The sequence below is a fragment of the Streptomyces sp. NPDC050161 genome (genome assembly GCF_044460025.1).
Taxonomy (GTDB): domain Bacteria; phylum Actinomycetota; class Actinomycetes; order Streptomycetales; family Streptomycetaceae; genus Streptomyces.
This window is the reverse complement of sequence record NZ_JBITJM010000009.1, coordinates 197,710-211,712: the sequence shown is the minus strand read 5'-3', so window position 1 is coordinate 211,712 and position 14,003 is coordinate 197,710. Positions and strand designations below refer to the sequence as shown.

Sequence of the window (14,003 nt, the reverse complement as noted above, 5' to 3'; positions counted from 1 at the left end):
AATGAAGATCCACAAGTACGACACCGTCATCGTCGGCGCCGGCGGCGCGGGCATGCGCGCGGCCATCGAGTCGACGAAGCGCAGCCGCACCGCGGTCCTGACGAAGCTCTACCCGACCCGCTCCCACACCGGCGCGGCGCAGGGCGGCATGGCCGCCGCCCTCGCCAACGTCGAGGAGGACAACTGGGAGTGGCACACCTTCGACACGATCAAGGGCGGCGACTACCTGGTCGACCAGGACGCCGCCGAGATCCTCGCGAAGGAGGCCATCGACTCGGTCCTCGACCTGGAGAAGATGGGCCTGCCGTTCAACCGCACCCCGGACGGCACGATCGACCAGCGCCGCTTCGGCGGTCACTCGCGTAACCACGGCGAGGCCCCGGTCCGCCGCTCCTGCTACGCGTCGGACCGCACCGGCCACATGATCCTCCAGACGCTGTACCAGAACTGCGTCAAGGAGGGCGTGGAGTTCTTCAACGAGTTCTACGTGCTGGACCTGCTGCTCCAGGACGTCGACGGCGTGAAGAAGTCCGCAGGCGTCGTCGCGTACGAGCTGGCGACCGGCGAGATCCACGTCTTCCAGGCGAAGTCGATCATCTTCGCCTCCGGCGGCACCGGCAAGTTCTTCAAGGTGACCTCCAACGCCCACACGCTGACCGGTGACGGCCAGGCCGCGGCCTACCGCCGCGGGCTGCCGCTGGAGGACATGGAGTTCTTCCAGTTCCACCCGACCGGCATCTGGCGGATGGGCATCCTGCTGACGGAGGGCGCCCGTGGTGAGGGCGGCATCCTCCGCAACAAGGACGGCGAGCGCTTCATGGAGAAGTACGCGCCGGTCATGAAGGACCTCGCGTCCCGTGACGTCGTCTCCCGCTCCATCTACACGGAGATCCGAGAGGGCCGCGGCTGCGGTCCCGAGGGCGACCACGTCTACCTGGACCTCACGCACCTGCCGCCGGAGCAGCTGGACGCCAAGCTGCCCGACATCACCGAGTTCGCGCGGACCTACCTCGGCATCGAGCCCTACACGGACCCGATCCCGATCCAGCCGACCGCGCACTACGCCATGGGCGGCATCCCGACCAACGTCGAGGGCGAGGTGCTGCGCGACAACGACACCGTCGTGCCGGGCCTGTACGCCGCCGGCGAGGTCGCCTGCGTCTCCGTGCACGGCGCCAACCGCCTGGGCACCAACTCGCTCCTGGACATCAACGTCTTCGGGCGCCGGGCCGGCATCGCCGCGGCCGAGTACTCCGCCGACCACGACTTCGTCGAGCTGCCCGAGAACCCGGCGCAGCAGGTCATCGACCAGGTCGAGCGGCTGCGCGACTCCCACGGCACCGAGCGGGTCACGGACATCCGCAAGGAGCTCCAGGAGTGCATGGACGCCAACGTGATGGTGTTCCGCACCGAGCAGACGATCAAGACCGCGGTCGAGAAGATCGGCGAGCTGCGCGAGCGGTACCTGAACGTGTCCGTCCAGGACAAGGGCAAGCGGTTCAACACCGACCTGCTGGAGGCCATCGAGCTGGGCAACCTGCTCGACCTGGCCGAGGTCATGGCCGTGTCCGCACTCGCCCGCAAGGAGTCCCGCGGCGGTCACTACCGCGAGGACTACCCCAACCGCGACGACGTCAACTTCATGCGGCACACCATGGCGTACCGCGAGGTGGGCGCAGACGGCTCGGAGTCGATCCGCCTCGACTACAAGCCGGTCGTGCAGACCCGCTACCAGCCGATGGAGCGTAAGTACTGATGAGCAGCCCCACGCTTGAGAAGCACTCCGCGGCACTGGACGCGGCGGAGAACACCGCTTCGCAGATGATCACCGCCACCTTCCGGATCCGCCGGTTCAACCCGGAGGTCTCGGACGAGGCGAGCTGGCAGGACTTCCAGCTGGAGATCGATCCCAAGGAGCGCGTCCTGGACGCCCTCCACAAGATCAAGTGGGACCAGGACGGCACCCTGACGTTCCGCCGTTCCTGCGCCCACGGCATCTGCGGCTCGGACGCCATGCGCATCAACGGCAAGAACCGCCTGGCGTGCAAGACGCTGATCAAGGACATCAACCCGCAGAAGCCGATCACGGTCGAGGCCATCAAGGGCCTGACGGTCCTCAAGGACCTGGTCGTGGACATGGAGCCGTTCTTCCAGGCGTACCGCGACGTGATGCCCTTCCTGATCACCAAGGGCAACGAGCCGACCCGTGAGCGGCTGCAGACCGCCGAGGACCGCGAGCGCTTCGACGACACGACGAAGTGCATCCTCTGCGCCGCCTGCACGTCCTCCTGCCCGGTGTTCTGGAACGACGGCCAGTACTTCGGCCCGGCGGCGATCGTCAACGCGCACCGCTTCATCTTCGACAGCCGTGACGAGGGTGGCGAGCAGCGGCTCGAAATCCTCAACGACAAGGACGGCGTCTGGCGCTGCCGCACGACCTTCAACTGCACGGACGCCTGCCCGCGCGGTATCGAGGTCACCAAGGCGATCCAGGAGGTCAAGCGCGCGCTGATCACGCGACGCTTCTGATCCCTGCCCCGGTTCGGGTGCCGATGACGGTACCGATCCGGGTCTGCACGCCCCGGAGGGCCCCGCTTCGCTCCGTACGGAAGCGGGGCCCTTCCGCGTCCGCGCCCGCCGGGTACACCAGCACCGGCGGCAGCCCGGGGTCGGCGGGCGCCACCGGCCCGTCGCAGAAGTACGAGGGCACCAGCAGCAGTCCGCGGCCCGCCAGATGCAGGTCACGCTCCACCGGGTAGCGGACCTCCAGGACCGGCGGACGCCAGCGCATCGCCGCCCCGAAGGTCCGCAGCAGCGCCTCGGCGCCCGACTGTCCCAGCGCGTGCTGCCGCAGCGCCCGGTCGGCGGCCACCCGCTCCGCTATCCGCGACCAGCCGGGCGCGATCGCCAGATGGTGATAGGTGCGCAGACCGCGCGCGAGCTGCCGCAGCGCGGCCGGCTCACCGTCCGCCAGGTCCCGCGCCAGGACCGGCAGCGGATGGCTCTCCGCCAGCACCGCCAGCTCCTCCCGCAGCCGCTGCCGCGGCGTCCGCATCACCGCTTCGAGGCCCGGCTCGACACCCTCCGAACCGGCGTACGGGGTGAGGAAGTCCGGGAAGTAGCCGTGCCGCGGCACCAGGGGCAGCAGGATCCGCAGCGGCCCGGGGCCGTGCCGTACGGCGTGCTGCCGCCAGGCGTCCAGCGCCGGATCGGCCCCGGAGCCCCGCAGTCTGTGCAGGCTCAGCGCGGTCTCCCACAGCGGGTCCGCCCCGTCCGCCACCCTCGTACGCGCCAGATCCTGCCTCGTGAAGTGCACTCGCAGCACGCCAACCCCCCGCCGTCCGGCCCCGCAGCTCCCCCGAGCGCGGTGCACACGAGGATCCGACTCCATGGCCGGTTTTCGCAACCCGCAGGCGGGGATCGAGTAATTCCCGTGACAGGAGGCGGAGTTGAGGCGGGCGGGACGGAGGAGGGAGGGGAGGGGGCGCCGGCCGGACGGCGACGGGGCTCAGGCCGAGCGGAGCGCGCGGGCGGCCAACGCCTCGTCCTGCTCCCGGCGTTCGCGCATCACACCCGCGTACCGGCCCAACGCCTCCCTCCGGCGCAGGAGTTCGGCGATCTCCGCGTCCAGCCGCGCGAGCTGGCCCTCCACCACCCCGCAGGAGAACGCACACGCCTGGAGGCCGGGGCCGCCCTGCGCGCACGGCAGCAGCTCGCGGATGGCGTCCGTACTCAGCCCGGTGGCGAGCAGCTCACGGATCCGCAGGACCGTATCGGCGGCCTCCGGGCGGTAGCGGCGGTAGCCGTTCGCGTCACGTTCGGCGCGCAGCAGCCCCTGCTGCTCGTAATAGCGCAGCGACCGCGCGCTGACCCCCGTACGGTCCGCCAACTGCCCTATCCGCCACGCCTCCTGGCCCCGCACACCCACCCCACTGGACAGCTCCGTCACATCCCCCACACCCGGCTCCACCCGCCGCACGGCACACCACACACCCTTCCCGCACTCCGGCCCTCTCCCCCCACCCCACCGGATTCCCCGCGCACCGGGAGAGAACGCCCGGCGACTTGACCTTGACACCGGTGTCAAGGGGCAACCTGCCCTCCATGACACAGATTCCCGCACCCCCGGCCTCCCCGCTCTCCCCGCTCGCCACGTCGGTCACCCGCCCGCCGGCCGCGGCCCGACCGCCCCACGGCTCCGGCCACGGCATCCTGCTCGCCCACGGCGCCACCGGCAGCATCGCCGACAACTTCGCCTCCCTGATCCCGCCGCTGGCCGCCTCCGGGCACACCGTCGTCGCCCCCGACTACCCCGGCTCGGGCGCCACCCCACGCGCCGAGGGACCACTGTCCCTGGACGCGCTCGCCGACGCCCTCGTCGCCGAGGCGGTCGCGGCCGGCGTGGAGACCTTCACCCTCGTCGGCTACTCGCTCGGCACGGCCGTGTCCGTACGGGCCGCGGCACGCCACCCCGAGCGGGTCCGCGGACTGGTGCTCACCGCCGGCCTCGCCCGCCCCGACCAGCGCATCCGCATCTGGCTCGACCTGTGGCTGCGCCTCCTGGAACGCGGCGATCACGCGGGCTTCGCCCAGGCCCGCACGCTCGCCGCCTTCGCCCCCGACCACCTCAACGCGCTGCCCCCGGCCGCACTGGCAGCCGCACTCGACGACGACCCGACGGTCCCGCCGCCCGGCTCCGCCGAACAGGCCGCGCTGGTCGGCACCGTGGACACCACCGCCGACCTGCCCGGCATCGCGGTACCGACCCTGGTCATCGCCACCACCCTCGACCCCTTGGTCCACCCGTCCGCGTCCCGCTACCTGGCCGACCACATCCCCGGCGCCCGGTACGCGGAGATCGCGACCGGCCACCTCCCGATGGTCGAGCGCCCCGACGCATGGACGGCCCTGATCACCGGCTTCCTCGCCGAACAGGACCTGTGACCCCGCGCCCGGGGCGTACGGCCCGGCCCCCGCACCCCGGGCACACGGCTTGCCGCCCGCCACGGCAAAGGCCATAGGCTCAGGGCAGGCCCGCCCCGCACACCGGAGCGGGCGCAGGACGGCACAAGGACCAGGACGAAGGCGTGGACGAGGGCGTGGACCGGACGTGAGCGACGAGACGCCGGCAGGGCAGGGCCAGGGGCGCAGGCCGGACGAGAGGGACGGGGCGACGGGCGCGGCAGACGCGGCGGGGGCACCGGCCCCGGCCGACGCCTCCAAGCGGTCACGCCGCAAGACGCCGACGAAGGCCACACCCCCGGAGCCGGAGGCAGCCACCCGGCCCGGCCCCGGCACCCCGTCCACCCCCTCCCCGGCTCCCGCCGCGAAATCCGGCCACCCCACCCCCAAGGGCCACCCCACCCCCAAGAGCGAGCAGACCAGAGCCCTCATCCTGGAGACCGCGATGCGCCTCTTCCAGGAGCGTGGCTACGACCGGACGACCATGCGCGCCATCGCCCAGGAAGCCGGGGTCTCCGTCGGCAACGCGTACTACTACTTCGCCTCCAAGGAGCACCTCATCCAGGGCTTCTACGACCGGATCGCGAAGGAGCACGCGGCGGCGGTCGAGGGCGTCCTGGCCTGCGAGACGGACCTGTCGGGGCGGCTGAGCGGCGTCCTGTTCGCCTGGCTCGACATCGCCGCGCCGTACCACGAGTTCGCCGCACAGTTCTTCAAGAACGCCGCCGACCCGGCGAGCCCGCTCAGCCCGTTCTCCGACGAGTCCCGGGGCCCACGCACCGCATCCATCGCCCTGCAACGCCAGGTCCTGGCCGGAACCAAGGTCTCGGCCGACCCCGAACTCGCCGCCCAGCTACCGCAGTTGCTCTGGCTCCAGCAGATGGGCATGGTCCTCTTCTGGGTCCACGACCGCTCCCCTGACTGCGCCCGCACCCGCCGCCTGGTCGAACGCACCTCCCCCTTGGTGGCCCGCGCCATCGCCGCCTCCCGCTTCCGCGTGCTGCGCCCCCTGGTACGCGAAGTCACCGACGTCCTGGCCGAGTTCCTGCTGCCGACGACGGACAAGGTCCCGGAATCGCCGGGCGGGCGGCGGGACGCGTCGGACGGACCGCGACGGCGGGACGCGTCGGACGGCGCCTAAGCCCTCGCCGCCTCCCCCTCCATCACCTTGTCCAGGAACCCCTCCAGGTTTCCCGTCAGGCGCTGGATGCGGTCCTCCACCGGCAGCGTCTCCTCGTACCGCGCGGCGAGCTGCGACCGCTTCCGGCCGCGTACGTAGAGCGAGCACGCGAGGTCGGCGCAGAAATACGCCCCCACGGTGTTCCCCTGGCGCCCCGCGGGACCGGCCCGGCGCGCCGCGAGCAGGCTCACGCCGGAGCCGGGGTGACCGGTCACACAGACCGAACACACCGTCGTCTTCGTGAAGCTCCGCCGCACGCCCTGCGGCACCCGCAGCGTGACCCCCATCAGCCCGTCCCCGCGCGGCGCCACCAGGTAGCCACGGTCCGGCGCCCCCGGGTCGCGCCACCCGAGAAAGTCCAGGTCACCCCAGGGGAGCTCGGCCATCCGCACAGGGAGGCTGATCCGGCTCGCCTCGCCCTTCGAGCAGTTCACGAACGACGCGCGTATCTCTTTTTCACCAACGGGGTCCATGGCGCAAAAAACTAACAGCGGGCCCCGCGACATGTCGCCCGAGTTTCCCCCGGGCGTTCCCCCTCAGCCCCAGGACTGGCCACCCCGGCCGTTCCGGCGCCGCACCAGGGCCACCACACCGATCACGACACCGGCGACGATGACGACACCGAGCCCGATGCCGCCGTAGAGCAGGGTGGCTTGCTTGCCGCCCATGGGGGGGTTGGGATCCTGCCCGTCCCCGGGGGCCGCGGCCTGATCCGACGCCTTGCCCTGCGGCATCGGGAGCGGGCCTTCCTTGGATCCCGCAGGAATCTCATGGGTGAGGGCGGCCAGCGGCTGGATGTAGCCGTAGCCGTAGTGCGCGTCCGGGAGCTTGAGGTGCTGCTCCTTGGCGGAATCCGGCAGCCCGGCGGTCTTCACCAGCCGGTTGGCGATCTGGCCAGGCGTGAGATCGGGGTACTTCTCCCGCAGCAGAGCCGCCGTGGCAGAGGCGTAGGCGGTGGCGATGGAGGTACCGCTGCTTTTGCCGTAGCGGGTGCCGTCGCCGCCCATGATCGGGACGTCGGCACCGGGGGCGGTCAAGTCGACGGTGGAGTTGTAGTTGCTGCCGTCCCAGGACTTTCCGTATGCGTCGATGGCGCCGACACCGATCGCACCCGGGCAGGCGGCCGGGTATTGCTCTTTCGGCAGGGCGTCGTTGCCCACACCGGCCACGACCACCACACCCTTTTCGATCGCGTAGTGGATCGATTCACACATGTCCGGCGTGTTCTTGTCCGCGACGAACGACATATTGATGACTTCGGCGCCGTGATCGGCGGCGTAACGAGTGGCTTCCGGCGCCTTCTTGTCCGCCGTCAGGGGCAGAATTTTGGCGTCGGGTGCCAGCCCCTTGAGTCCGTTCTGCCCGTCGGGCCCGTGTCCGTGCCCGGCAATGAGCGCGGCCATGCTGGTGCCGTGGGTGCGAATGTCCTCGCCCGGCTTTGCCTCGGGGAATTTGCCCACCGAGTTGGGGAATTCATGACCCGACTGGAATACGCCCGTCAGGTCGGGATTGTCGGTGAAGAATCCGGTGTCGATAACGGCGACGGTGACGCCCTTGCCGGTCGCGTGCTTCTGCACGCTCGCCGCATCGAAAGCCGTCAACGGCCACTGTTCACCGACCGGTTGATCCGCCGCGGCCATCCCGCCCGTGGTCAGGAACAGCGCTCCCGTCAGCGCAGCACCGATGGTCGCGCGCAGGGTACGTGTGACCCTCATGCCTTGCTCCTCACTACTTCCGTTCCGGGCGGATACGACCGCCTGAAGGGGTGCCCGTACGGACTGCACGGGACACCCCTCGGCCGGCGGGTCGCCGGCGCTCTGTCGTCGTTCTACTCGATCACGCGTGGCGCCACATTACGTTCCGGAGTCCAGGTCTCCTCGTCTTCGACAAGGTAGTCGGGCCGCTGCTTGCCGGGGCGCTCCTTACCGTCCTTGCCCCGCTTGCCCGTTGCGCCCTGCATCCCCGCGCCTGCCGTCTTGCCCGCCGGCGCCTGCGTGCCGCCCCGGCTGCGGTGCAGCGCGGAACCGCCCTGCTTCGCCCCGCCCGCCGGACCTCCCGGCTTGGCCGGCGTACGCGACGGTGCGCCGCGCCCGGCAGCGCCACCACCGGGCACTCCGGTACGGCCACCGATGCCACGGCCGCCACCGGGCCCCATCGTTCCGCCCATGCCACCGGGCCCGCCGATGACGCCCGGAGGGACGAACACCCCCGAGCCACCGCCCGAGTTGGCGTTCCCCGAGCCGCTGCCACCGCCGCCGGCACCCCCGCCGATGCCGGGGTGCGCCGGGTTCAGCGTTCCGCCCTGGACGCTGTCGAGGTCGGTACGTGTGGACGGCGCGACCGGCTTGATGTTGCCGAGGTCGTCGCGCTGGATGCCCTGACCGCTGTGCCGCGAGAGCGGCGAGTTCGGCGACAGCGCGGAGGTCTTGGGATGTGTGCCACCGACGAGCGGCATGTTCACCGGCGGCGGAGGCGAGTACGGCTCCGGCCGCGTCGGCCAGTCACCGGGGCCACCGGGCGGCGGTCCCGGCGCCACCTGCCCGTTGTGCGCGCGGTAGTGCGCCGCCAGCTCCTCCATCACGATGACGGCCTCGACCTGGCGCTCCTTGCTCAACGAGAGCTTGTCCCGGTTGAGTTCGAGCGCCATCTTCGCGTCCATCTTCGGGTTGGCCATGTCCTTGTGGAACTGCGCGTCGTCACCCGAAGAGTTGAACGCGCTCTCGACCTTGCCGGGATCCTTGATCCCCGACATGGTCTTCTGCGCCTCGCGCAAGTTGTACGCGATGCCGGACTTGGGGCCCGACGCGCGGCTCCCGATGAGCATCGACTCGACGTTGCGCGCATGACCGTAGGTGCGGTCGATCTTCTCCAGGACCTTGCCGGCCTCCCGCCGGAACGCCTCGGCGGCCGAGCCGTGCCAGTGCGCCGACGCGTGGTCAACGGCGTCCTGGAACGCCTTGCGGATACCGCCGTGGCCGTCCTGGCCCGCGAGCCGGTCGGCCGAGCCGCGCCAGTGATCCCCCGAGGTCTCCAGCGCGTGCGGGTCGGCCCCCTCCAGCATTTTGCGGAGTGCGCTGATCCCGTGATGGTGGAAGTCCGATGCGGACTTCTCGACCGGCTTGTGCCCCTTGAACTGCTGGAGCCGCTCCGATCGGTGCTTCTCGTCGATCTGCTTCTCGTACGCCTTGTTACCGTCACGGTCCATCGGGCCGGGCACGGACTTCCCCCTTAGTCGTCTTCCTGGCGTTCGTCACCCGCTCCGGTCTACCCCGTCATGGAGGACCGGGTTTCGTGCTCCTGATCCTCGTACGCGCCCCGGCTCCGCTCGGTTTTCTCGCCGAAATTCTTGATCAGGTCCTGCAGGGCAGTGATCACCTGCGTCATGTAGCTCTGCATCTCGTCGTGCGCCTTGCTGACGTCCGTGGCCTCCAGGAAATCGGATCCGAACGCCGACTTCGGGATGGACGTGCTGTATTTGATCTTCTGGCTGGGATCATCCATGTCCCCCTGAAGATGCTTGAGCTGGCGCACGACACCGTCCAGCTCATCAAGATCGACTTTGAATTGCTCGCCCACTGGTCCACTCCCCCGTTCGCTCGTTCGTGCGGGCCTGCCCGAGCCCACAGTTAAGAGCGGCGTAAATGATTTAAAGACTAGGGAGTTGAGCCCCCAACAAGCAAGATCGAAAGTCAGGATGTGTCCGATATACCGCCGGATCGCGACGCACTTCGTAGGCGCATTGTTACCAAGGCCACAGCAACCTCTCCGCGCCCCACGCACTCCGCGCCGCCGGGGCGTGTGAGGGAAGCGCGAGCCGCGCGAGCGTCGGGCAGGGCAAGCGAGGCGGAGGGTGCGCGGCTTGCCCTGCCCGGAGGGGGTCAGGAAGAGGGGGGTGTGGAGGAGGCGGTGGGCGGAGTGGTGCGCAGCGCACGGACGCCGCGGAACCCGATCACGCCGATCGCCGTCCCCAAGAGAAAGGACGTCACCGCGAGCAGCAGATGGACCCAGAAGTAGGCGGTCGGGTCACCCGCGTCGTCAAAGGCGAGGCCGCTGCCGTCCTGCCAGAGGTTTTTTACGAAAGTGATCCAGATGAACCAGCTCCACACCCCGAAGGCGAGCAGGAACCAGGACACGGGGCGAGAGAGCTTCATGGGTTCCAGTATGGGCAGCGGTGCCGGCCGGCGGTCGGCAGGGGCGCGTTTGCATGGGGTGCCGCCGGTGGGCGGGCGGCGGGCAGGTACGTTCACCGACGTGCCGACGACCTCCCACGCATCCACGTCCGCATCCGTCACTGCGTCCACCGCTGCGCGAGCAGGCGGGCGGGTACGGATAGTTCCTCCCCTTCGTACGGTTTTGTCCGCTCGGGTGGCTGCCGTGCTCGCGGCCTCGGCTCTGGTGGTGCCGCCCGTGGTGCTGGCCGGCGGGACCGCGTACGCCGCGCCCGGTGACGGCAAGGCCCCGCCGAAGACTGCCGCGCCGCCCGCCAAGATGTCGCACGTCGGCGGGGAGCGGCTGAGCGCGCCCGGCGTGCAGGTGCAGCTGAAGGACGGGGCGCCGAAGCTGCCGCACGGCATCACGGCGCGTTCGTGGATCGTGTCCGACGCCGAGTCCGGCGAGGTGCTGGCGGCGAAGAATCCGCACTGGCAGCTGCCGCCGGCCAGCACGCTGAAGATGCTGTTCGCCGATACGGTCCTGCCGAAGTTCCCCAAGAGCGAGAAGTACAAGGTCAAGCCGGCCGACCTGGCGGGGATGGGCGTGGGCAGCAGCCTCGTCGGCATAAAGGAGAACCTGACGTACTCCGTCCACGACCTGTGGCTCGGGGTGTTCCTGCGGTCGGGCAACGACGCGGTGCACACGCTGTCGGCGATGAACGGCGGCACGCAGGCGACCGTCGCCGAGATGCAGAAGCACGCGAAGGAACTGAACGCCGCCGACACGCACGTGGTCACGCCGGACGGTTATGACGCACCCGGCCAGGTCTCCAGCGCGTACGACCTGAGCCTGTTCGCCCGTGCCGGGCTGCAGAACCCCGACTTCCGCGAGTACTGCTCGACGGCGAGCGCGCAGTTCCCCGGCGACAAGGGCAAGGACGGCAAGCGGGCCTCGTTCGGGATCCAGAACACCAACCGGCTGCTCAGCGGCGACTACGACATCAAGCCGTATCCGGGGATCGCCGGGGTGAAGAACGGTTCGACGACGAACGCCGGATCGACCTTCACCGGCGTCGCGCAGCGCGGTGAGCGCAAGCTGCTGGTCACCGTGATGAACCCGGAGAAGAAGGAGCACAACGAGGCGTACAAGGAGACCGCCCAGCTCTTCGACTGGGGCTTCTCGGCCGCGGGCAAGGTGGAGCCGGTCGGCCGGCTCGTCGGGCCGCGCAGCGAGGAGGGCGATGCGACGGCCGCCGGTTCGGGCAAGGGCGCGGACGGCGACGGGAAGAACGGGAAGGGCGGCACGACTCGGGCGGCGCTGGAGGCCGGGGACAGTTCGGGGAGCGTCTGGACGGCGGTGGGGGTCACCGGCGGCGTGCTGATCGTGCTGGGCGCCGTCGCCCTCGGGGTGCGCCACCGCTCCCGGCGCTCGCGGGGCTGAGAGCAGGGAGCGGCGGGCAGGCGGCGGGGCGGGGCGAACGGCCGGGCCCGGGTGAGCCTTCGGGGGCGTCAGCCGTCGGCGGTGCGGTGTCCGCTCCCCGGTCCGGCCGGGCCGCTCCCCGGCTCCCGTGGGGCCGCGTGGGCGCCGCTACCCGGCGGGTCCTGGGGCGCCGCCGTCTTCCCCTCCCTGGCCTCGCGCTCGGCGCCCTCGCTCGTCCGGTCCTGGGTGGCCGTCCAGGCGGAGCAGAACACCAGGAGTTTCGCGGTGAAGTTGATCCAGAGGAGCAGGGCGATCGGGGTGCCGAAGGCGCCGTACATGCTCTTCGATGCGACGCCCTGCAGATAGCCGCTGAGCAGCAGCTTCAGCAGTTCAAAGCCGATCGCGCCGATCAGGGCGGCGAGGGCGACGGTGCGGCGCGGGGGTTCGGCGCCCGGCAGTTTGGTCAGCACGTAGGCGAACAGCAGGAAGTCCGCGAGGACGGCGGTGCAGAAGCCGGCGACGGAGAGCAGCACGCTGCCTGCGCTGCCCTGGGCGAGGCCGAGCGCGTCGGCGACCTTGCCGACGGCGGCGGCTGCGAAGGCGGAGCAGGCGACCGAGAGCAGGGCCACGCCGCCGAGGCCGAGCAGCAGGACGCCGTCCCTGAGCTTGTTGAGGAAGAAGTTGCCGCCGCCGTCGGACTTCTCCCATACGGCGCGCAGGCAGTCGCGCAGCGCCTCGATCCAGCCGATGCCGGTGAAGAGCAGCGCGGCACCGGCGATGACGCCGACGGTGGCGGCGTTGTCGACCAGGCCCGCGAGGTCGAGCTGCCCGGAGATGCCGGGGATCTGCTCGGCCAGTTTGCCCTCCAGGGTGTGGAGTTGGCTCGGGCTGAGGACGGCGGCGCCGATCGCGGCGCCGACGGTGAGCAGCGGGAAGAGGGCGACGAAGCTGGTGAAGGTGATCGCGGCGGCCAGCCGGGTCCAGTGCACCCGCTGCATGCGCTCGTAGGCGCGCCAGAGGTGAGTGGTCATCAGCCAGGTCACGGCCGGTCCGATCACCGGAATTCTGCTCAGCCAGTCCATGGCCTTCCCCTCTTGCCCTCGTGCTTTGTGCGCCGTGCCGGGCGGCCGTACGGCGTCCGCCCGGCCCGCCCGTGTCCGGAGTGATCCGGAACATTAGCCTCCGCCTACCCGGGAATCGTCGCCGGATGGCCGGTACGGTGCCGATTCCCGCGTCGGCCACGGCTGCGGCCCGCGGCGCCTCACCCCTCAACTTCCGTACGCCACGGGCGAGTTTCCCTCCATTTAGACCGTACAGCGCAATAATCACCCTTTTCGGCGAGGGGCGGCCGGGCGTCGCCCCAGGGGAGCGAATCGGAAGACTTCCCGCATTACGGTCACGGATGTGTCACCGGAATCCCCGGGCGGTCGACCGGTCGCCCGGGGCACGTCCAACTACCGCCCTCGCAGCCCCAGTTGACGCGGACCCCCGTGTCGCCCCTCCCCGCGAAGGAAGCACCGCCATGAAGGACGTCTTCGACAATCCGCGGTCCCTGCTCGTGCTCGGCGGCACCTCCGAGATCGCGCTGGCCACCGCGCTCCGCTTCGCCGCCCGCCGCACCCGTACCGTCTGGCTGGCCGGCCGCCCGTCGCCCGCCCTGGAGGAGTCCGCGGTACGGCTGCGGGCGCTCGGCGCCGGCGTCCGTACGGTGGCGTTCGACGCGCTGGACACCGCGGCGCACGAGGAGACGCTCGGCAGGATCTTCGCCTGCGGCGGGATCGACATGGTGCTGCTGGCCTTCGACGTCCTCGGGGACCAGCCCCGCGACGAGGCCGACCCCGCGCAGGCGGTGCGGGTCGCCCAGACCAACTACACCGGCGCCGTCTCCGCCGCCCTGGTCTGCGGGCGGGCGCTGCGCCGCCAGGGCCGCGGCGCGCTGGTGGTGCTGTCGTCGGCGGCCGGTGAGCGGGCCAGGCGGTCGAACTTCATCTACGGGTCGAGCAAGGCAGGTCTTGACGCCTTCGCCCAGGGGCTCGGCGATGCCCTGCACGGCTCCGGCGTGCACGTCATGATCGTCCGGCCCGGTTTCGTGCGGACGAGGCTGACGCTCGGGTCGAGGTCGGGGCCGCTGTCGACGACGCCGGACGCGGTCGCCGAGGCCGTCGAGACCGGTCTGTGGCGGCGCGCCGAGATGGTGTGGGTGCCTGGTGTGCTGCGCTATGTGATGTCGGCGCTGCGGCATGTGCCGCGCCGGACGTTCCGCAAGCTTTCGCTGTAGGCAGACGTTCCG

14 protein-coding genes are annotated in these 14,003 nt (G+C 70.7%); 6 read left to right on the top strand and 8 right to left on the bottom strand.

The window, feature by feature from the left end; translation table 11 throughout:
* The first annotated feature begins 1 nt into the window (after position 1).
* Positions 2-1,756 (top strand): succinate dehydrogenase flavoprotein subunit, encoded by a 1,755-nt coding sequence (gene sdhA / locus ACIBK8_RS17820; protein ID WP_393688942.1) that lies wholly within the window; start codon positions 2-4, stop codon positions 1,754-1,756.
* Positions 1,756-2,529 carry a succinate dehydrogenase iron-sulfur subunit gene (locus ACIBK8_RS17815; protein ID WP_399042778.1) on the top strand — a complete coding sequence of 258 codons (774 nt, stop codon included), beginning with the start codon at positions 1,756-1,758 and terminating at the stop codon, positions 2,527-2,529. The genes sdhA and ACIBK8_RS17815 overlap by 1 nt, the downstream gene beginning before the upstream one ends.
* On the opposite strand, the gene ACIBK8_RS17810 is transcribed toward ACIBK8_RS17815, so the two are convergent.
* Positions 2,513-3,316 carry a hypothetical protein gene (locus ACIBK8_RS17810; RefSeq protein WP_399042777.1) on the bottom strand — a complete coding sequence of 268 codons (804 nt, stop codon included), beginning with the start codon at positions 3,314-3,316 and terminating at the stop codon, positions 2,513-2,515. The two genes, ACIBK8_RS17815 and ACIBK8_RS17810, sit on opposite strands and share 17 nt — an antisense overlap.
* A gap of 192 nt (positions 3,317-3,508) precedes the next feature.
* On the bottom strand, positions 3,509-3,958 hold the full coding sequence (locus ACIBK8_RS17805) for a MerR family transcriptional regulator (RefSeq protein WP_399042776.1): 450 nt from the start codon (positions 3,956-3,958) through the stop codon (positions 3,509-3,511).
* A gap of 146 nt (positions 3,959-4,104) precedes the next feature.
* On the opposite strand from ACIBK8_RS17805, the gene ACIBK8_RS17800 reads away from it, so the two are divergent.
* Both ACIBK8_RS17800 and ACIBK8_RS17795 read left to right on the top strand, forming a co-directional pair.
* Positions 4,105-4,944, top strand: a complete 840-nt coding sequence (locus ACIBK8_RS17800; RefSeq protein WP_399042775.1) for an alpha/beta fold hydrolase — start codon at positions 4,105-4,107, stop codon at positions 4,942-4,944.
* A gap of 166 nt (positions 4,945-5,110) precedes the next feature.
* The gene (locus ACIBK8_RS17795) at positions 5,111-6,103 is read left to right on the top strand and encodes a TetR family transcriptional regulator (protein ID WP_399042773.1); all 993 of its coding nucleotides are present in this window, start codon (positions 5,111-5,113) and stop codon (positions 6,101-6,103) included.
* Here the strand turns inward: ACIBK8_RS17795 and ACIBK8_RS17790 are convergent.
* From ACIBK8_RS17790 to ACIBK8_RS17770, 5 genes are all read right to left on the bottom strand, one after another.
* Positions 6,100-6,615 (bottom strand): FBP domain-containing protein, encoded by a 516-nt coding sequence (locus tag ACIBK8_RS17790; protein WP_399042772.1) that lies wholly within the window; start codon positions 6,613-6,615, stop codon positions 6,100-6,102. The two genes, ACIBK8_RS17795 and ACIBK8_RS17790, sit on opposite strands and share 4 nt — an antisense overlap.
* Positions 6,616-6,678: 63 nt before the next feature.
* Positions 6,679-7,926 (bottom strand): S8 family serine peptidase, encoded by a 1,248-nt coding sequence (locus ACIBK8_RS17785; RefSeq protein ID WP_399042771.1) that lies wholly within the window; start codon positions 7,924-7,926, stop codon positions 6,679-6,681.
* A gap of 44 nt (positions 7,927-7,970) precedes the next feature.
* A complete protein-coding gene (locus ACIBK8_RS17780; RefSeq protein ID WP_399042770.1) occupies positions 7,971-9,359 on the bottom strand; it encodes a hypothetical protein in 1,389 nt (462 codons plus the stop codon).
* 47 nt (positions 9,360-9,406) lie between these two features.
* Positions 9,407-9,718, bottom strand: coding sequence for a hypothetical protein (locus tag ACIBK8_RS17775; RefSeq protein ID WP_399042769.1), 312 nt, complete (start codon positions 9,716-9,718; stop codon positions 9,407-9,409).
* Between the two features lie 302 nt (positions 9,719-10,020).
* Positions 10,021-10,293 carry an SCO4848 family membrane protein gene (locus ACIBK8_RS17770; RefSeq protein ID WP_399042768.1) on the bottom strand — a complete coding sequence of 91 codons (273 nt, stop codon included), beginning with the start codon at positions 10,291-10,293 and terminating at the stop codon, positions 10,021-10,023.
* On the opposite strand from ACIBK8_RS17770, the gene ACIBK8_RS17765 reads away from it, so the two are divergent.
* Positions 10,292-11,734 carry a D-alanyl-D-alanine carboxypeptidase family protein gene (locus ACIBK8_RS17765; RefSeq protein ID WP_399042767.1) on the top strand — a complete coding sequence of 481 codons (1,443 nt, stop codon included), beginning with the start codon at positions 10,292-10,294 and terminating at the stop codon, positions 11,732-11,734. The two genes, ACIBK8_RS17770 and ACIBK8_RS17765, sit on opposite strands and share 2 nt — an antisense overlap.
* A gap of 68 nt (positions 11,735-11,802) precedes the next feature.
* On the opposite strand, the gene ACIBK8_RS17760 is transcribed toward ACIBK8_RS17765, so the two are convergent.
* The gene (locus ACIBK8_RS17760; RefSeq protein ID WP_399042766.1) at positions 11,803-12,795 is read right to left on the bottom strand and encodes a YihY/virulence factor BrkB family protein; all 993 of its coding nucleotides are present in this window, start codon (positions 12,793-12,795) and stop codon (positions 11,803-11,805) included.
* 440 nt (positions 12,796-13,235) lie between these two features.
* Between ACIBK8_RS17760 and ACIBK8_RS17755 the strand changes: the two genes are divergently transcribed.
* A complete protein-coding gene (locus ACIBK8_RS17755; RefSeq protein WP_399042765.1) occupies positions 13,236-13,991 on the top strand; it encodes a decaprenylphospho-beta-D-erythro-pentofuranosid-2-ulose 2-reductase in 756 nt (251 codons plus the stop codon).
* Positions 13,992-14,003: the final 12 nt, after the last annotated feature.